The sequence below is a fragment of the Sphingomonas sp. NFX23 genome (assembly GCF_049887795.1).
Classification (GTDB): domain Bacteria; phylum Pseudomonadota; class Alphaproteobacteria; order Sphingomonadales; family Sphingomonadaceae; genus Sphingomonas.
The window spans coordinates 416,692-435,409 of the sequence record NZ_JAGEKH010000004.1; the positions used below are offsets into that span (position 1 = coordinate 416,692).

13 protein-coding genes and 1 riboswitch are annotated in these 18,718 nt (G+C 65.6%); of the genes, 12 read left to right on the plus strand and 1 reads right to left on the minus strand.

Going from position 1 to position 18,718, the window contains the following annotated elements; all coding sequences use genetic code 11:
• Positions 1 to 3 precede the first annotated feature (3 nt).
• Both paoC and J4O76_RS12840 read left to right on the plus strand, forming a co-directional pair.
• A complete protein-coding gene (paoC, locus tag J4O76_RS12835; protein WP_426282224.1) occupies positions 4 to 2,196 on the plus strand; it encodes an aldehyde oxidoreductase molybdenum-binding subunit PaoC in 2,193 nt (730 codons plus the stop codon).
• Between the two features lie 91 nt (positions 2,197 to 2,287).
• Entirely contained in the window at positions 2,288 to 3,247 is a 960-nt protein-coding gene (locus tag J4O76_RS12840) for an NAD(P)H-dependent flavin oxidoreductase (protein ID WP_133019787.1), read from the plus strand.
• Positions 3,248 to 3,277: 30 nt separating this feature from the next.
• Here the strand turns inward: J4O76_RS12840 and poxB are convergent, their stop codons facing one another.
• Entirely contained in the window at positions 3,278 to 5,026 is a 1,749-nt protein-coding gene (poxB, locus tag J4O76_RS12845) for a ubiquinone-dependent pyruvate dehydrogenase (RefSeq protein WP_426282226.1), read from the minus strand.
• 267 nt (positions 5,027 to 5,293) lie between these two features.
• On the opposite strand from poxB, the gene J4O76_RS12850 reads away from it, so the two are divergent.
• From J4O76_RS12850 to J4O76_RS12895, 10 genes are all read left to right on the plus strand, one after another.
• On the plus strand, positions 5,294 to 6,112 hold the full coding sequence (locus J4O76_RS12850) for a glycoside hydrolase 5 family protein (RefSeq protein WP_426282227.1): 819 nt from the start codon (positions 5,294 to 5,296) through the stop codon (positions 6,110 to 6,112).
• Positions 6,113 to 6,210: 98 nt separating this feature from the next.
• Positions 6,211 to 6,642, plus strand: coding sequence for a hypothetical protein (locus J4O76_RS12855; RefSeq protein ID WP_426282228.1), 432 nt, complete (start codon positions 6,211 to 6,213; stop codon positions 6,640 to 6,642).
• A 35-nt stretch (positions 6,643 to 6,677) separates the two neighbouring features.
• On the plus strand, positions 6,678 to 7,772 hold the full coding sequence (locus J4O76_RS12860; RefSeq protein ID WP_426282229.1) for a GDSL-type esterase/lipase family protein: 1,095 nt from the start codon (positions 6,678 to 6,680) through the stop codon (positions 7,770 to 7,772).
• 98 nt (positions 7,773 to 7,870) lie between these two features.
• Positions 7,871 to 8,008, plus strand: a complete 138-nt coding sequence (locus tag J4O76_RS12865; RefSeq protein ID WP_426282231.1) for a hypothetical protein — start codon at positions 7,871 to 7,873, stop codon at positions 8,006 to 8,008.
• Positions 8,009 to 8,100: 92 nt separating this feature from the next.
• Positions 8,101 to 8,331, plus strand: a riboswitch (cobalamin riboswitch).
• A gap of 232 nt (positions 8,332 to 8,563) precedes the next feature.
• Positions 8,564 to 10,744: a TonB-dependent receptor gene (locus tag J4O76_RS12870; RefSeq protein ID WP_426282232.1), complete on the plus strand. Its 2,181-nt coding sequence runs from the start codon at positions 8,564 to 8,566 to the stop codon at positions 10,742 to 10,744.
• Positions 10,745 to 10,778: 34 nt separating this feature from the next.
• Entirely contained in the window at positions 10,779 to 12,173 is a 1,395-nt protein-coding gene (locus J4O76_RS12875; RefSeq protein ID WP_426282233.1) for a PepSY domain-containing protein, read from the plus strand.
• A gap of 64 nt (positions 12,174 to 12,237) precedes the next feature.
• Positions 12,238 to 12,663, plus strand: coding sequence for a DUF2946 family protein (locus J4O76_RS12880; RefSeq protein WP_426282234.1), 426 nt, complete (start codon positions 12,238 to 12,240; stop codon positions 12,661 to 12,663).
• Between the two features lie 148 nt (positions 12,664 to 12,811).
• Positions 12,812 to 15,037, plus strand: coding sequence for a TonB-dependent receptor (locus tag J4O76_RS12885; protein ID WP_426282235.1), 2,226 nt, complete (start codon positions 12,812 to 12,814; stop codon positions 15,035 to 15,037).
• Between the two features lie 14 nt (positions 15,038 to 15,051).
• Positions 15,052 to 16,434 (plus strand): PepSY-associated TM helix domain-containing protein, encoded by a 1,383-nt coding sequence (locus tag J4O76_RS12890; protein WP_426282236.1) that lies wholly within the window; start codon positions 15,052 to 15,054, stop codon positions 16,432 to 16,434.
• A 551-nt stretch (positions 16,435 to 16,985) separates the two neighbouring features.
• The gene (locus tag J4O76_RS12895; RefSeq protein WP_426282237.1) at positions 16,986 to 18,668 is read left to right on the plus strand and encodes a ShlB/FhaC/HecB family hemolysin secretion/activation protein; all 1,683 of its coding nucleotides are present in this window, start codon (positions 16,986 to 16,988) and stop codon (positions 18,666 to 18,668) included.
• Positions 18,669 to 18,718: the final 50 nt, after the last annotated feature.

Genomic DNA, 18,718 nt, shown 5'->3' on the forward strand with positions numbered 1-18,718 from the left:
CCCATGAAGTTCGATACCCCCGCCACGGCGAATCCGACCGACCGGATGAAGGTCCTCGGCAAGCCGCTCGATCGCGTCGACGGCAAGCTGAAGACCACCGGCACCGCGCACTACGCGTATGAGCGCAACGAAGCTGCGCCGAACGCCGCCTATGGATACATTGTAGGCTCGGCGATCGCCAAGGGCCGGATCGAGAGCATCGACGACGCCGACGCGAAGGTCGCTCCCGGTGTGCTCGCGGTCGTCACCTACCAGAATGCCGGCAAGCTCGGCAAAGCCAAGAACCACACGGCGCGAATGCTCGCTGGCCCGGACGTCCAGCATTACGACCAGGCCGTCGCGGTCGTCGTCGCCGAGACGTTCGAACAGGCCCGCGCCGGCGCCAAGCTGCTCCGCGTCAACTACGCGCGCACGGCCGGCAGGTTCGATCTCGCCGCGTCGCAATCCTCGGCTACCAAGCCGAAGAGCGGCACGCCCGACACCGCCGTCGGCGACTTCGCCGGTGCGTTCGCCAAGGCGCCGGTCAAGCTCGACGAGCGCTACACCACGCCCGACCAGAGCCACATGATGATGGAGCCGCACTCCACGACCGCAGCATGGAAGGACGGCAAGCTCACGCTCTGGACGTCTAACCAGATGATCAACTGGGCGGTCGGCGACATGAGCGAGACGCTGCTGCTGCCGAAGGAAAGCATCCACGTGATGTCGCCTTATGTCGGTGGCGGCTTCGGCTCGAAGCTTTGGGTCCGCAGCGACGCGGTGATGGCGGCGCTCGGCTCGCGTGCTATCGGCGGACGTCCGGTGAAGCTGGCGCTCGCGCGTCCGCAGGTGATGAACAACACGACGCATCGCCCCGCGACGATCCAGCGCCTGCGCATCGGTGCACAGAAGGACGGCAAGATCACCGCGATCGCGCATGAAAGCTGGTCGGGCGATCTCCCCGGTGGTGGTCCCGAGACTGCGCCTAATGCGACCCGCCTGCTCTACGCCGGTGCGAACCGCATGACAGCGACGCGGCTCGCCGTACTCGATCTCCCAGAAGGCAACGCGATGCGTGCGCCGGGCGAGGCGGTCGGCCTGCTTGCGCTCGAAGCGGCGATGGACGAACTGGCCGAGAAGCTGAAGATGGACCCGGTCCAGCTGCGGATCATCAACGATACGCAGGTCGATCCGGAAAAGCCGACGCGCCAGTTCTCGCAGCGTGACCTAGTCGGCTGCCTGAAGACCGGCGCCGAACGCTTCGGCTGGAACAAGCGCAACCCCGTCCCGGGGCAGGTTCGCGATGGCCGCTGGCTCGTGGGTATGGGCATGGCGTCGGCGTTCCGCGACAACGTCACGATGAAGTCGGGCGCGCGCGTCGGGATCGACAAGAAGGGCGTCGTCACCGTCGCCACCGACATGACCGACATCGGCACCGGCAGCTACACGATCATCGCGCAGACCGCGGCCGAGATGATGGGCGTACCGATGGACAAGGTCATCGTCCTGCTCGGCGACAGCAGCTTCCCCGCCTCGTCGGGATCGGGTGGCCAGTGGGGCGGCAACAGCTCGACCGCGGGCGTATATGCAGCGTGCATGGCGTTGCGCGAGCGGGTCGCGCAGAAACTGGGCTTCAACTCGACCGACGTCGTGTTCGAGGACGGCAAGGTGAAGTCGGGCAACCGCAGCGTCTCGCTGTCGGAAGCTGCTGGCGATGCCGGCATCTCCGCCGAGGATTCGATCGAGTTCGGCGACCTCACCAAGACGTACGCGCAAGCCACGTTCGGCGCGCATTTCGTCGAGGTCGGGGTCGACTCGGCGACGGGTGAGATCCGCGTCCGTCGGATGAGCGGTGCGTTCGCCGCCGGTCGTATTCTCAACCCGAAATCGGCTCGCAGCCAGGTGATCGGCGCGATGACGATGGGCGTCGGTGCGGCGTTGATGGAAGACGCGATCGTCGACACGCGGTTCGGCTACTTCGTCAACCACGACCTCGCCGAATATCACGTGCCCGCGCACGCCGACATTCCGATGCAGGACGTGTTCTTCATGGACGAGCTCGACGAAAAGTCCTCGCCGATGAAGGCCAAGGGCATCGGCGAACTGGGATTGTGCGGCGTCGGCGCGGCGATTGCCAACGCGGTCTACAATGCCTGCGGCGTTCGTGTCCGCGAATATCCGCTGACGCTCGACAAGGTCATCGGCAAGATGGCCTGATACCCTGCCCTCCACCCGGCCGCCTCAGCGGCGTGGGCGGAGGGCAAAACCGGCTCTGGCGCGCGCGAATAGGTTGCGCTAGAAAACTGGCATGACCGTACCCGCCATTCTAAAAAACCTGCGCCTGCCCGTCATCGGCTCGCCGCTGTTCATCATTTCCGGCCCCGAGTTGGTGATCGCGCAGTGCAAGGCGGGTATCGTTGGCTCGTTCCCGGCGCTCAACGCGCGCCCGCAGGCGATGCTCGACGAGTGGCTGCACCGGATCACCGAGGAACTCAGCGCACACAACCGCGCCAATCCCGATCGCCCGGCAGCACCGTTCGCGGTCAACCAGATCGTCCACAAATCCAACGACCGTCTCGAGAGCGACCTCGCGACGTGCGCGAAGTGGCAGGTGCCGATCGTCATCACCTCGCTCGGTGCACGCGAGGACCTCAACACCGCGGTACACGGCTGGGGCGGCATCACGCTCCATGACGTGATAGACGACCGTTTCGCGCGGAAAGCGATCGAGAAGGGTGCCGACGGCCTGATCGCAGTCGCAGCCGGCGCCGGCGGCCATGCGGGTCGGCTGTCACCGTTCGCGATCATCCAGGAAATCCGCCAATGGTTCGACGGCCCGCTCGCGCTATCGGGCTCGATCGCAACCGGCGACGCCGTCCTCGCCGCCCAAGCGATGGGCGCGGACTTCGGTTATATCGGTTCGCCGTTCATCGCGACGACCGAGGCGAACGCGGATCAGGCGTACAAGGACGGCATCGTCGCCGGCAAAGCCTCCGACATCATCTATTCAAACCTCTTCACCGGCGTGCATGGCAACTATCTACGCGCGTCGATCCAGGCGGCGGGGATGGACCCGGACAACCTCCCCGAGGGCGACCTCAAGACGATGGACTTCGGTGGCGGCAACGGCTCCAAGCCCAAGGCGTGGAAGGACATCTGGGGCTCTGGCCAGGGCATCGGCGCGGTCACCGAGGTCGAGAGCGTTGCCGATCGCGTCGATCGTCTCGAACGTGAATACCGCGCAGCGCGGGCCCGTCTTTCGCTCTGACGGACCCAGCACCGACCGATCTCGGCTCGCTCAGAACAGACGTTTGAGCAAGCCGACATTGGTCTTGCCCAGCTCGACCACCTCGTCGCCGCGGCCGCTGATGATCGCCTTCGCCATGTAGAGCGTAAAGCCCTTCATCTGCTCCAGCGTGATCTTGGGCGGCATCGACAATTCGGTGCGCGCGGTGACGGCGTCGAGTAGCGCCGGGCCCGGATGCGCGAGCACCTCGCGGATGCCGGCCTCGACGTCACCCGGATCGGTAACGCGCACGCCGTGGATCCCGATCGCCCGCGCCATCGCCGCAAAGTCGGGGTTGTCGAGCGTGACGCCGGTCTCGATGAGACCCGCCGCCTTCATCTCCATCTCGACGAACCCGAGCGTGCCGTTGTTGAAGACGATGATCTTCACCGGCAGGCCGAGTTGGCGCACCGTCAGCAACTCGCCCATCAGCATCGCCAGCCCGCCATCGCCCGATAGCGTCACGACTTGTCGCTCCGGGTACGCCGCCTGCACGCCGATCGCCTGCGGCAGCGCGTTCGCCATCGATCCGTGGTTCCACGATCCGATCAACCGCCGCCGCCCGTTCATCTTCAGGTAGCGCGCAGCCCACACGGTCGGCGTGCCGACGTCGCAGGCGAAGACCGCATCGTCCGCCGCCTGCTCGCTGAGGACGCGGGCGACGTGCTGCGGATGGATCACACCGCTGCCGGGCGTCCCGTTGGCAAGATCGTCCAGCCCCTTGCGGGACTCGGCGTAATTCTCGATCGCGGACTTGAGGAAGCTGCCATCGCGCCCGGTCTTCACTCGCGGAATCAGCGCCGCAAGCGTCGCGCCGACATCGCCGACCAGCCCGATATCGATCGCCGTCCGCCGACCGAGATTTTCCGGGATCAGGTCGATCTGCGCGACCTTCGCCTTCTCCGGATAGAATTGCCGATACGGGAAATCCGTGCCGAGCATCAGCAGCACGTCGCACGCCATCATCGCGTCGTAACCGCTCGCAAAGCCGATCAGCCCGGTCATGCCGACATCATAAGGATTGTCGTATTCGACGAACTCCTTGCCCCCCAGCGCGTGGACGATTGGCGCCTGCAAGATCCCCGCGAGCGTGACGAGCTCGGCATGCGCGGTGCGGCACCCCCGCCCCGCCAGAATCGTCACCTTCTGCGCACCATTCAACAGCGCGGCGAGTTCAGCGATGTCCGCCTCCGCCGGTATCGTCACCGAACGCGGCGGCAACAGCGCCCCCTTCGACCGTGCCAGCGTGCCCGTCGTCGACCGCAGCGCGACATCGCCCGGCATCGCGACGACCGACACGCCGCGGTGGCCGACCGCCGCCCGGATCGCGGTCTCCAGCGTCCGCGGCATCTGGTCGGCATCGGAGATCGTCTCGCAATAGACGCTGCATTCGCGGAACAGCGCCTCCGGCCGCGTCTCCTGAAAATAGTTCGAGCCCACTTCCCCGCTCGGCACCTGTGCCGCGATTGCCAGCACGGGCACGCGTGTCCGGTTGCAGTCGTAGAGCCCGTTGATCAGGTGCATGTTGCCGGGGCCGCAAGACCCGGCACACACCGCCAGCTTGCCCGTCAACTGCGCCTCCGCACCCGCCGCAAACGCCGCAGCCTCCTCGTTGCGAACGTGGATCCACTCGATCTTGCCCTGCCGTCGCAAACTGTCGGTCAGGCCGTTTAGGCTGTCGCCAACGACACCGTAGATCCGCTCGACGCCCGCCAGGTGCAGCGTCTCGGCAAACAGGTCGGCGATGATGGTCTTGGACATGAAGCAACTCCGGCAGTGATGGCGACCCAACTCGGCTAGCGAGACGGCAGAGGACAAACGCGTTCTGGTACGATTGGGATGCACGGAATGCAGGTGCACCGTCCCGGCAGCCAGCGTCCGACGCGTTCTGCTCCAAGTATGATAAATCCCGGTAGCGCGCCGCGCCATGCAAACCTAAAGACGAGGGCTTTGGCGCTGGGCAACCCGACCGGTCGACGATTGTTCGGCGGGGACGCTCACGCGGTGGCGGTATAAAGGGGGGATGGCGTGGACGACGCGATGATCGGTCGACGTGCGGCGTTGCTGGGGGGCGTTGCCCTGGCCGCTGGCTGCACGAACAACGGTCGGCTGGCTGGATTGCCCGCAACGCCGGCGTTCGTCACGGTCGACGGAACCCATTTCCGGCGGGGCGGCAAGCCCTACCGCTATGCCGGGGCCAACATCTGGTACGGCGCATGGCTCGGCGCGGAGACCGCGTACGGCAACCGCGCGCGTCTCGGCCGCGAACTCGACCGCCTGAAGGCGCTCGGCGTGCGCAACCTCCGCATCCTCGGGTCGGCGGAACTCTCGCCGTTGAAGAACTCGATCACGCCCGGTTTCCGCGACCAGACCGCGACCTATAACGAAGACCTGCTCAAGGGCCTCGACTGGATGCTCGCCGAGATGGCGAAGCGCGACATGACCGGCGTGATCTACCTGACCAACTTCTGGGAATGGTCGGGCGGAATGATGACGTATCTGTCGTGGGTCAACGGCGGCAAGTTCATCAACATGAACGACCCCGCGCACCCTTGGCCCGCGTTCGCCGACTGGAACGCCGCGTTCTATGCCAACGGCCGGGCGCAGGCGATGTACCGCGACTATATCCGCGCGGTCGTCTCGCGTACGAACACCGCGACGGGCGTCGCCTACGCCGCGGATCCGACGATCATGGCGTGGCAGTTGGCGAACGAGCCGCGTCCGGCCGGCGGACCTGCGGTCGCCATACCCAACCTGCCCGCCTTCTACCGCTGGATCGACGAGACCGCGCGGTACATCAAGACGCTCGACCCCAACCACCTCGTCTCGACCGGTTCGGAGGGCTGAAGGGTTCGATCGAGCGCGAGGACGTCGTACTCGCCGCGCACCGTTCGCCGTCGATCGATTACCTCACGACGCATATCTGGCCCAACAACTGGACCTGGATGGACGCAAATGATCTCGCCGGCACTTACGACGCGGGCGCGGCCAAGGTCGCCAACTACATCGACGCGCATATCCGACTGGCCACGACGCTCGGCAAGCCGCTGGTGATCGAGGAGTTCGGCTATCCGCGCGACGGGAAGACCGCCTATGATCCGGCCATCATGACGGTCTATAAGGATCGCTTCTACCGTCAGATTTATGCGGCGATCGAAACCAATGCCAGGTCCGGCGGACCGCTCGCGGGCTCGAACTTCTGGGCGTGGAACGGCGAGGCTCGCACGCCGCATGCCGACCACCGGTTCCAGCGCGGCGACCTCGGCTATATGGGTGACCCGCCACACGAGCCGCAGGGCTGGTACGGCGTGTTCGACAGCGACGCCTCGACGCAAGACGTGATCCGGGCGCATGCCTCAGCAATGGCGGCGTTCTGATGCCGGCGTTGTCGTATCGAACTGGAACACACGGTATGCGTACGGTTCTGGGCCTGCTCGGTGCAGCGTTGTTGTCGACGTCGGCGGTCGCGACGCCGATCACCGTCATCGCGGTATCGAGCAAGCCCGGTGCCGCGCTTCCGATGCATATCGGCGGCCGGGTCGAGCGGACGTCGGACGGCTATCGACGCCAATGGCCGGGCACCTATTTCGAGACGAATTTTCGGGGCGCAGGCATCCTGCTGAAGATCGGCGAAGGGGATGTCATCCTGCGTATCACGGTGGACGCATCCTCCCCGACGACGCTCTTCAAGCCCAAGCCAGGGCTCTACCGCGTCGCCGGTCTAGCAAACGGCCGCCATACGATCCGCGTCGACGTCGCCAGCGAGAGCCAGGCCGCGCCGACCGTCTTCGGCGGATTTTACGCGGCGGCCAGAACGCGCGCGTTGCCCATCCCCGCCCGTGCTCGCCAGATCGAATTCATCGGCGACTCCCACACCGTCGGCTACGGCAACGTCTCGACCAAGCGCGACTGCACCGAAGCGGAGGTGTGGGCGACGACCGATACCGCGCAAGCCATGCCGGCGCTGGCGGCGAAGCGATACGGCGCGGACTATCAGGTCAATGCTATCTCGGGTCGGGGGATCGTCCGCAATTACAATGGCATGGCGGCCGACACGCTTCCCGTTGCCTATCCCTTCACGCTCTTCGACAAGGCGACGCGCTCCGTCGATCCGGCGTGGCACCCGCGTCTGTTCGTGATCGCGCTCGGCACCAACGACTTCACCACGCCGCTCCATCCCGGGGAGCCGTGGAAGACGCGCGAGGCGCTCCATGCCGATTACGAGCAGCGTTATGTCGACTTCGTCAAACGCCTCCGGGCCCGCGATCCGGACGCGCATGTCGTCCTGTGGGCGACCGACATGGCCGGGGGCGAGATCGCGGCGGAAGTCGGCAAGGTTGCCGCGCGTTTGAAGGCGGAAGGCCAGCGCAATATCGCGTTCGTGCCCGTCACCGGGCTCGCGTTCACGGGATGCCATTCGCATCCGTCGACCGCCGACGATGCGCAGATCACGACCGCCCTGTCGGGCTATATCGACGCGCATCCCGAGATGTGGGCGCACCGATAGCCAGCATACCGCGACGCGGTCGTGACGAGCCTTGATTATATATCCTCGGCCGCAATCCTCTCGACCGATCCTACGTTACCGGTATCGGCACCCGCCCGGTGCAGCACCCGCACCACCGCTTCTGGGCCGCCGCGGCGGACAAGCGCTACCCCGCGTCCCCCACCGGTCCGATGAAGGGGTGCGCATCGCAAACCTGCTGGACCGCCGCCTTCCTGGACGCGACGCGGGGGCGATAGGTCGACCAAGCGCTGAGATCGTTACGCGATCGTCGATTGCCCGCGTCGGAACGTCACGCTACACCTTGCCCGTCGGCCCGTTCTCGGATGGGTCGACATGATCGCACCGGTGCTCCGCGAGGAGCTTAATAGGGAACGCGGTGAGGGTGGCTTCGACCACCTGATGCCGAGGCTGTCCCTGCAACTGTAAGCGGCGAGCGTGATGCACGTGCGTGGTCGGGCGAAGTCCCCGGTCACCAGCCACTGGACCGATCGGTCTGGGAAGGTTGTGCATCGGGCGTTGACCCGTGAGCCAGGAGACCTGCCGGCGTGTGGTCGCTCTTGCCTGGTCCAGGGGATGGCCGAGGCACGGTACTCCGTCTGAGCGACGATGTGTGCGGTGGGGACCGCATGGGCAGGCGTGCCGGTCGCGATGGCGTCCGTCGGGTATGGCTGCTCCCGTTCGCTTGGACGTGCTCGGGCAATCCGCTCGTGGCGCGCTCGCCGGCGCACGTTCGAGCCTCGTGCTCGGTGACAGGCCCCTGCCGGTTCGTCCGACGCCTCGGGGGCTTTTATATGTCGTTTCCATCACCGTATGCCGCGTTTGCCGCGTCGTTGCTCGTCACCTTCCTACCATCCCTGGCCAGCGCGCAGACCAGTGAGGATCGTTCGGCGAGTAGCGCCGACGATATCCTCGTAACCGGCCGCCATCAGGCCGACCTGACGGTTCCGAACTCGACCGGCAGCCGCCTGAACCTGTCGCCGCTCGAAACGCCGGCGACGCTGTCGACGATCGACGGCAATACGATCCGGGCGCGCGGCGACGTGTCCGTGAACGACGCGACCAGCCGCGCGCCCGGCATCACCAGCGTCGCCAACCTCGGCAATGGTGGCACCGCGCTCGCCGCGCGCGGGTTCAGCGGTCAAGGTTCGGTGCTGCAACTGATCGATGGTATCCGCCTCTTTCCAGCAGCCGGCACGATCACCTTTCCGAGCGACCCGTGGATGGTCGAGCGGATCGACGTGCTCAGCGGTCCGGCTTCCGTCCTGTACGGGCAAGGCGCGCTAGGCGGCGCGGTCAACGTGCTGATGCGCAAGCCGAATACGCGGCACACCGATGTGGACGGCGAGATCGGCTATGGATCGCAGGACAGTTTCCACGTCGCAGCCGGTGCCGGTGGACCGCTCGACGAGCATCTCTCCTACCGCGTCGACGGCAGCTACAGGCGGTCCGACGGGTATGTCGATCGCGGGCAATCACGAAGCTACGCGCTGTCGGGGACGTTGCGCTGGGCACCGACCGATCGGTTCGTCGTCACGGTGCGCGACGATTATGGCAACCAGAATCCGATGCGCTATTTCGGTACGCCGCTGATCGACGGACGGCTCGACCACGACAATCGCGACCGCAACTACAACACGCGCGACGGCCATGTCCGCTACCGCGACAACCGGACAAGCCTCCAGGTCGATTGGCAGCCGAGCGAGACGCTCACCGTCAGCAATCAGGCGTACCGGCTCACCTCCAAGCGCGAGTGGCTCAACCTCGAAAGCTATTGCTGGGTGGCGGCGGACGGCTTCTGTCCCAATGGCGCGAATGACGTGCGCGCCACGCCCGGGCGCATCTATCGCACCGACATGACCGGGATCGTCCACGATCAGACGCAATGGGGCGACCAGGGTAGCGTGACGCTCAAGACGCGGATCGCGGACGGCGTGACCAATGACGTCGTCGCGGGCTTCGACGTGAACCTCGTCAAGCTCACCTATTCGCACAATTTCGGCGCCGACCCGCAGGTCTCGGTCGTCGATCCGTTCGTGTTCGATCCTGGCGTGATCGTCGACACGCAGGGGATCGCACCGCGGTATCGCACGCGGACGAACGAATATGCGATCTTCGCGGAGGACCGGCTGAAGCTTGGCGAGCATGTCTCGATCGTCGGCGGCATCCGCTATGAGCGCGATCGGATACGGCGCTGGACGATCGACTCGACTGCCGCCGTCCCGACCGCAAGCTTCGCGCTCGACAAGCGGCTCGGCAACACGACATGGCGGGTTGGGACGGTCTATCAGCCAGTCCCGACGGTCTCGTTCTACGCGCAATATGCCACCGGCGTCGATCCGCTGGGGACGCTGACGACCTATACCACCGGGCAGGTCCATTTCAGCAACGCGACGGGCGACCAGGTCGAGGCGGGCGCCAAGGCCGTGTTCCTGGATGGCCGCGGCACCGCGACGATCGCCGCCTATCGCATCGTCAAGAAAGGACTGTTGTCGCAACTGACCCCGACGAGCCCGATCGAGCAGGTCGGGCAGCGATCCGCGAAGGGTATCGAGGCTGCGGTGTCGCTGGACTTGCCGGCAGGGTTCGGGATCGACGCCAATGGCAGCGTCTTGGAGGCGCGGTTCGACGACTTCGTCTCGGGCGAAAGGAGTTTTGCCGGCAACACGCCACCCGACGTCCCCGAGACGACGGCGAACCTGTGGCTTAGCTGGACCGCGACACCGGCGGTCCAGGCGCGTGCCGGACTGCGCTATGTCGGGCGAAGATTCTCCGACAACGCCAATGTTTTCCGCATTCCGGGTTATGCGACGGTCGACGCGACGCTGTCCTACGCGGTGACGCCGCGGGTCGCGATCGACGTGCATGTCTATAATCTGTTCGACAAGGATTATGCGATCAACAGCTACGGCGCGCAGCAATGGGTGCTGGGGCGGCCGCGCGCCTTGGACGTGTCGCTTCGTGCCGGTTTCTAACGCCGGCAGGCACGCGCGCCGGTGGCTGTATCTCGTGCACCGATGGGTCGGCATCGCCAGTTGCCTGTTCTTCGCGATGTGGTTCGGGTCGGGCCTGGTGATGCTGTACGTGCCGTACCCTTCACTCTCGCCAACCGAAGCGCTGGCGAGAGCCGAGGCGATCGACTGGTCCGCCGTGAGCGTGCCGCCACCGCTCGATGCGGGGCGATTGCCGCAAGACCTGTTGCTCGAGATGCGCGACGGCGTACCGGTCTGGCGGAGTCAAGGCTGGGACGACGAGCGGCATACCGTTTCCGCAAGCAAGGGCCGGCATCTGGCTCCGGTGGACGCGGCTTATGCCGTTCGCGTCGCAAGCCGTTTCGGGCGAGCACGCGTCCTGAATGTCGAGCGGATCATGCGGGATCAGTGGACGGTGTCGGGTGGTTTCGACCGACATCGCCCGCTGTGGAAAGCGACATTGGAGGACGAGGGCGGCACCAATCTCTACGTGTCGGCTTCGACCGGCGAGATCGTCCAGTCGACCGACCGGACCGAGCGGTTCTGGAACTGGCTGGGATCGGTGCCGCACTGGCTGTATCCGACCGTCCTGCGCCAGGACAACGCCGCCTGGCGACAGGTCGTCATGTGGGTTTCGGGGCCGTGTATCGCCGCGGCACTCGCCGGCATCTGGATCGGTATCCTCCGCGCACGCATCGGCCCCCGCCGGTTCAAGGGCGGGCGGATGACGCCGTATCGCGGGTGGATGCTCTGGCATCATGTCGCGGGGCTGGTCGGCGGCGGTTTCCTGATCGCGTGGATCTTCAGCGGATGGTTGTCGGTCGGTCCCTGGCACCTGTTCCGAAGTGCGGAACCGGATGCGCGGGCGGTGCGCGCCTATGCCGCTGCTGGCGTGATGCCGGCCGTACCCCTCGACCGGTTGCGCCATGTCGGCGCGGGAGCCGTCCGTCTAGAGATTACCAACTATGCGGCGACACCCCTCGTGGTGCTCGAGTATCCGGATGGCCGACGTCAGATTCTCGACGCCGCGACGCTCGTGCCGTCCCAGCCAAAGCCAAATGCGATCGTTGCCGCCGCACGGGTGCTTGTCGCCGGCACGCCGCCGGTCGCGATCGACCGGCTGACCGAGCCCGACGCATATTGGTACGACCCCGGTGGTCTCCCTCGCCTGCCGATGCTCCGTTTGCGCTTCGACGATCCGGCCGCGACGTGGCTGTATATCGACCCCGCGACCGGCGACGTGCTGGCCAGGATCGATCGGCGCAGGCGGACATACCGCTGGGCGTTCGACCTGCTGCACAAATGGGATCTGACCATACTGACGCGGTACCGGCCGGCGTGGGACCTGCTGATCTGGCTGTTCTCGCTGGTTGGCTTGGTGACGTCGGTCAGCGGCATCTGGCTCGGCTGGAAGCGGTTGAGACGCGGCTGATCCAGGCTTTAACGGGACGTTTCGTCCACGTGACAGCGCCACTGCGAGCGCGTAGTCGTGCGCCGTGGCAGCACTCCGTCGCCTTCTCCTGGACCATCGCCAGCTGGCGGCGTGGGTGCTTGCGTGCGCGCTGGCGATGAAGATCCTGGTGCCAGCCGGGTTCATGCCGGTCGTCTCCGGGGGGCGCGTGACGATCGAGATCTGCGGCGGCACCGTGCCTGTGCAGACGGTGATGGCACCCATGATGGCGATGGCGATGCCGGGCATGGCGCATCATTCGGGCAAGTCCGATCATCAGGAGCGGGAGATGCCCTGCGCCTTTTCCGGCCTGACCGCGCCGTCGCTGGCAGCGGTCGATCCGGTGCTGCTGGCGATCGCCATCGCGTTCATCGTCGGTCTCGTCCGCCACGTGAGAACCGCGGTATCGATCGCTGCGCAACCCTATCTTCGGCCACCCTTGCGAGGCCCTCCGCCCTTCCCCGCCGCGTGATCCGTCGGTCTTCGGACCGGGCGCGATCACGATGCTTCGGCTGGTCCACCATGATGGCGGACCGGTCTCGACACGCGCGGCTTGCCCGCGGGGGATGACGGTATCCGATCCACACCTCGATGTGCGGACGGATCCAGCAGGGATTCACATGTTCAAAACCATAGTCTTCGCGTCGGCATCGATCGTCGCGTTCTCGGGGACCGCCCACGCGTCTGACAAGGAGGACGCGATCGACAAGAAGGCCGAGATCGTCGTCACCGGCCAGCGCGACCAGCTGAAGCTCGATCGCAAATCGGATACCGGCAGTCGCCTCGGCCTCTCGGTCCGCGAGACGCCCGCGACCGTCGAGACGCTGACGCAGGCGGACATGCAGGTGCAGGGGCTGCGCACCGCGCGCGAGGTTTTCAACAGCGTCGTCGGCGCGATCGCTGGCAACGTCCCCGGCAACCCCGCGGTCGTGACGTTGCGCGGGTTTTCGGGCGGCGCCGTCTCGATCCTGCAGGACGGCGTCCGTATCTCCACCTCGACCGTGGTCCAACGGGATACCAATGTTTGGCATTTCGACCGGATCGAAGTGATCAAGGGGCCGGCCTCGGTGCTCTACGGCGAAGGCGCGCTGGCCGGAGTCATCAACAAGGTCACGCGCAAGCCGACATTCGACGGCGACCACCTCGACGGATTGCTGAGCGTCGGCAGCTTCGACACGGTGACCGCGGCCAGCGGCGTGAACCTGAAACTGTCGGACAGCGCCGCGATCCGCGCGGACGCGAGCTACATGCACTCCGACAGCCTGTACGACGTCGACGACAATGCGACGCGCTCGGTCGGACTGACGGGCAGCATCCTGTTCAAGCCATCGGCCGATTTGAGCCTGCTCTTTGCCGTCGACCATTACGAGGACCGGTACGACAGCAGCTACCAAGGGCTGCCGTTCGTCTCTGCCGCCGTTGCGCGCGATCCGAGCAACGCGCTGCGGAGCAGTAACGGCATGGTGCTCGACAAGGCTCTGCGCCGTCGCAATTACAATCCGTACGGCGCCTATTCTGGCGCACGCGACACGACGCTGCGGTCGCGGATCGACTATACGATCGGCGGCGGCTGGTCGGTCGCGAACGACTTCACCTGGTATCACGCCAAGCGCGACTTCGTGCTGAGTGGCGATCAGAACTTTACCGCCCCGACCGCCGCCTTCCCCAATGGCAGCTTCGCGCGGTCGGTCCAGCGGATCTACCACGACCACAAATTCTGGAACGAGCGGCTCGTGATCGCCAACGACAGCGTGATCGCAGGACTGCGCAACCGGTTCAGCCTGGGCGGCGAATATAACGACACGAACTTCGTCAACCCGCGCCAGCAAAGCCCGGTCGGTGGCAATGCGGCCGTGCGGATCGCGAACGTCGATCCGTTCGCGCCGATCGTCGGAGTCTTCCCGACCAGCGATGCCGCCTATTCGACGACCAACGTCGTCTATGACTCGAAGCTCAAGACGGCGTCGGTGTTCGCCGAGGATGCGCTCAACCTGACTCCAGGCTGGCTGCTGGTCGGCGGAGCGCGGTACGATCATATCGACCTGACCCGCGTCATCACCAACCTCAACGCGAACGGCGCGGTCACGCGGGGCACGCCGACCTATGATCCGTTCTCCTGGCGGATCGGCACCACCTACGACCTTACGCCCGACATCACCTTGTACGGCCAATATACGACCGCGGTCACACCGGTATCGTCGATACTACTCCAATCGATCGTCAACACGACGTACAAGCTGACCAAGGGTCGCTCCTACGAGGTCGGTTTCAAGGCCTCGGCGTTCGCCAAGCGGCTGACGATGACTGGCGCCGCATACCGGATCGAGCAGACCAACATCCTCACGCGCGATCCGAACAATCCGCAGCAAGCCATTCAAGGTGGCGAGCAATCGTCGCAAGGCGTCGAACTCAACATCGGCGCGGCGGTGACCGACGCGCTCTCGGTGTCGGCGGGTGCCGCCTATACCGACGCGCAGTACGACCAGTTGAGCGAGCTGATCGCCGGCGTCCGCATCGACCGCGCCGGCAACCGACCGATCAACACGCCCTCGACCACCGTCAGCGGATCGGCGCTCTATACGATCAAGGCCATACCGGTGACCCTCGGCGGGTTCGTCCGGCACGTGTCCGGCTTCTACACCGACACCGCCAACAGCTATTTCGTCCGCGGGCATACGACCATCGATGCGTCGATCAGCTATCAGGTCGCACCGCAAGCATCGGTGTCGGTCCGCGGCCGCAACCTGACCGACGCGTTCTACGGCGAGTATTCGGGCTACCCGACGACCAACGTCTATATCGGCGCGCCACGCAGTGTCGAAATCGCGCTTTCCACGCATTTCTGAGCAGGGGTTTCCAGATGGCATTCACCGGTTCGGTCGATCCGAAAGCCTATCGCGCGCTGTGGCGCTGGCATTTCTATGCCGGCCTGATCGTCGCGCCTTTCCTGCTGATCCTGGCCGTCACGGGCTCGATCTATCTGTTCAACGACGAGATCGACGATGCGCTGTATCCGGCGCAGCGATTCGTCGCGGTCCATGCAACGCAGGTGCCGCCGTCGCGGATGATCGATGCCGCGCTGAAGGCTCATCCAGGGGCAGCAACCCGGATCGACCTTCCTGGCGCGCCCAACCGCTCGGCGGTCGTATTCGTCACCCCCGATCACGGCGAGCCGCTTCGCGTGGCCGTCGATCCGGGAACGGGCCGCGTGCTCGGCTCGACGATCTATGGCCGCACGCTGGTAGGGTTCGCCGACGAGATGCACGGATCGCTGACGCTCGGCACGGTCGGCGATCGGATCGTCGAGCTTGCTGCGTGCTGGGCGCTCGTCCTGATCGTCACCGGACTGTACCTGTGGTGGCCACGTGGTCGGGGTGGCTTCGGCGGTATCCTCTATCCCAGGCTCGGCGCGAGGGGACGCCTGTTCTGGCGCGACCTGCACGCGGTGATCGGCGTCTGGTCCGTCGCGTTCATCGCGTTCCTGCTGCTGACCGGCCTCCCCTGGGCCGGGATCCAGGGCGACCTGCTCAACCGCGGTACGGCGGCGCTCGGCATCGGCTACCCGGCATCGAACCGGACGCATAATGCGCCGGCGAGCGTGCCGATGAAGACCGCGCTCGGCGAAGCACCGTGGACGATGGAGCAAGCGCCGATGCCGACATCCACGGCGTCCGCGGAGCATGCCGGTCATGCGGGCCACGAGATGACCATGGCGGTGCGGGACGATGCGGCGGTTGCGGGGATCGACCGGATCGCAACCTCCGTCACGCGCGATCACCACGTCGCGGGTGCGTATCGCCTGTTCCTGCCGAGTGGGGCGACCGGCGTCTACACCGCCTACACCTATCCTGATCAGCCGCAGGGGCAGCGCACGCTGTATTTCGATCGCTGGACCGGCGGCTTAATCCGAGAGGTCGGCTACCCCGATTACGCCTGGGCAGCGAAGGCGATCGAGCTCGGCGTCCAACTGCACATGGGCAATTATTTCGGGCTCGCGAACCAACTCGTGATGTTGGCGACCTGCCTCGCGATCGTGTTGCTCGTGATCAGCGGCGTCGTGATGTGGTGGAAACGCCGCCCGGCGGGTCGCCTTGCCGCGCCAGCGCGCGTCTCCCCGACGAGGATCAAGGGCGCTGTCGCCATTCTCATCGTCGCGGGGATAGTCTTCCCGATCCTGGGAATGTCGGTGATCGCGATCTTCCTGATCGACCGGCTGGTGTTGCTCGCGGTGGTGAGGCGATAGCGGAACGTTCGAGGATAGCTGCGGCGCGCTATTGCGCCACGGCCGCGAGACAGTCGGTGGCGGGCGTACCGTGCCCCCGCGTGCGAGGGATGCTGATCACGGCACCGGCGCTGTGTGGAATCCTAACCACTTCCAGCAACAGCATACCGCTGCCTACCGGCCCGAATGACAGTATCCCCCTGCTCTTTACGTCAACGTCATCTACACGCTCACATAACAGGCCCCAGTCACGCCCACGACTGCTACTCTACTGCAATAGTTGTAAATTAATGATCAATTAAGCATACATTTATCTTGTAATTGATCTTAGTAACATACATAGATCAAGTATGGTGGAATAGGCCAAGCGTTGCGAACGTCGCGACGGAGCGTTTCAGCCCCATGATGCCTGTTTGCATACAGATTCTCGAGACCCGATCATAATCGGGCTCCAGTATCTTCGAAGGCTTCGTCCTTGCTTCGGACGCTCTCCCCACATTCATTGAACATGGCTCCCGCTGCTGCGGATGGGAGACCCGTGCCTTCCATCCGCGGTGACTTTCGAGGTGTTCATGTACAAGTCGACCCTTTGGGCGGCCGCGCTTGCGGCTGTGAGCCCGGCTGCCTTGCTGATTTCGACGCAATCGGCGCAGGCGCAGGTTCCCGTGGGAGCCGGTGGACAGCTCCAGCAGATCCCGCCCGTACCGCTGAACGAGACGCGCGCACCGGACTTCGGCTTCGAGCGCAAGACGCCGGTCGTCGTTGCCGCCACGGGTGGTCCGAAGACGCTCGTGCGCTCGCTGCGCGTGACCGGTGCGACGCTGTTTCCCGAGGCCGACCTGATCGCCGCGTCGCAGTTCACGCCGAACAGCGAGCTCGACCTGTCCGACCTGAAGACGCTCGCCGCGCGGATCACCGCCTATTACACCAGTCGCGGCTATTTCGTCGCGAACGCCTACCTGCCCGCACAGGACGTACGGAGCGGCGCCGTTACGATTGCCGTCATCGAGGGACGCTTCGGCGCAGTCGGCGTCAAGAACGAGTCACGACTTTCCGACAGCGTTGCGAACGGCATCCTTGCCGGGCTCGACGTCGGCGATCCGGTCGCGGTCGCACCGATCGAGCGCCGCTTGCTGATGCTGTCGGACCTGCCCGGCGTGCGCGTATCGTCGACGCTGAGCCCCGGCACCGCGGTCGGCACGTCGGACCTGCTGGTCGCGATCACCCCCGGCCAGAGCATCACCGGCAGCGTCGAAGCCGACAATGCCGGCAACCGCTACACCGGCGCCTACCGCGTCGGCGGCGTGGTCAACTGGAACAATCCAACCGGCTCGGGCGACGTGCTGAGCCTGCGCGCGCTGACGTCGTTCCCCGGGCTCGCCTACGGCCGCGCGTCGTACCAGGCACCGATCGGGCAGGTCACGCTCGGTGTCGCGTTCGCGCATCTCGACTATTCGCTCGGCAAGGAATTCGACAGCCTCGACGGCAGCGGCAACGCCGACGTCGCGAGCGTCTATGCAAGCTATCCGCTGATCCGCTCGCGCGACAACAACCTGTACGTGACGGTTGGCGGCGACGTGAAGTGGTTCGAGGACAAGATCGGCATCGTCGACGTCACCACGTACCGCCGCGCGCAGGTCGTCACCGCAGGACTTAGCGGCGATGAGCACGACACGCTTCTGGGTGGCGGCTGGAGCGCGTATTCGCTGAGCTACTCGGTCGGCAATCTCGACATTCGCGGCGCATTCGAACGCTCGATCGATGCGCTGACCGCGCGCACCGATGGCAGCTACGGGAAGGTGCAGTTCAGCTTCGCGCGGTTACAGACGATCGCCGGGCCGCTGTCGCTGTTCGCCTCCGCGCGCGGGCAGATCGCGTTCAGCAACCTCGACATTTCCGAGAAGATGGAGCTGGGCGGCGCCTATGCCGTCCGCGCCTACCCCGAGGGCGAGGCTTACGGCGACCAGGGCTACGTCGCCACCGCCGAGGCGCGGCTGGCCTTGCCGCAGGTCGTGCCGGGTGCGCTCCAGCTGTTCGGGTTCGTCGACGTTGGCGAGGTCGATTACGTCAAGCACCCGTATTTCGACGGATCGAACCACGCGAAGCGTAGCGCGTACGGCGCCGGCCTGAGCTGGGCGGGGCCGTACGGTATCGCCGCCAAGGCGACCTATGCGCGGAAACTCGGCGATGCCGATGCGACGTCCGCCCCCGACAAGTCGGGCCGCGCCTGGTTCCAGCTCTCGAAGACCTTCTGAGCGCACCAGCCCCCAAAATTTAGCGGCCATCCGCCGCCACCGAGGATACC

Coding starts and splice junctions, on each gene's coding strand:
- paoC (WP_426282224.1), top strand. CDS start 4: ATGAAGTTCGATACCCCCGCCACGGCGAATCCGACCGACCGGATGAAG.
- J4O76_RS12840 (WP_133019787.1), top strand. CDS start 2,288: ATGACCGTACCCGCCATTCTAAAAAACCTGCGCCTGCCCGTCATCGGC.
- poxB (WP_426282226.1), bottom strand. CDS start 5,026: ATGTCCAAGACCATCATCGCCGACCTGTTTGCCGAGACGCTGCACCTG.
- J4O76_RS12855 (WP_426282228.1), top strand. CDS start 6,211: ATGGACGCAAATGATCTCGCCGGCACTTACGACGCGGGCGCGGCCAAG.
- J4O76_RS12860 (WP_426282229.1), top strand. CDS start 6,678: ATGCGTACGGTTCTGGGCCTGCTCGGTGCAGCGTTGTTGTCGACGTCG.
- J4O76_RS12870 (WP_426282232.1), top strand. CDS start 8,564: ATGTCGTTTCCATCACCGTATGCCGCGTTTGCCGCGTCGTTGCTCGTC.
- J4O76_RS12885 (WP_426282235.1), top strand. CDS start 12,812: ATGTTCAAAACCATAGTCTTCGCGTCGGCATCGATCGTCGCGTTCTCG.
- J4O76_RS12890 (WP_426282236.1), top strand. CDS start 15,052: ATGGCATTCACCGGTTCGGTCGATCCGAAAGCCTATCGCGCGCTGTGG.
- J4O76_RS12895 (WP_426282237.1), top strand. CDS start 16,986: ATGTACAAGTCGACCCTTTGGGCGGCCGCGCTTGCGGCTGTGAGCCCG.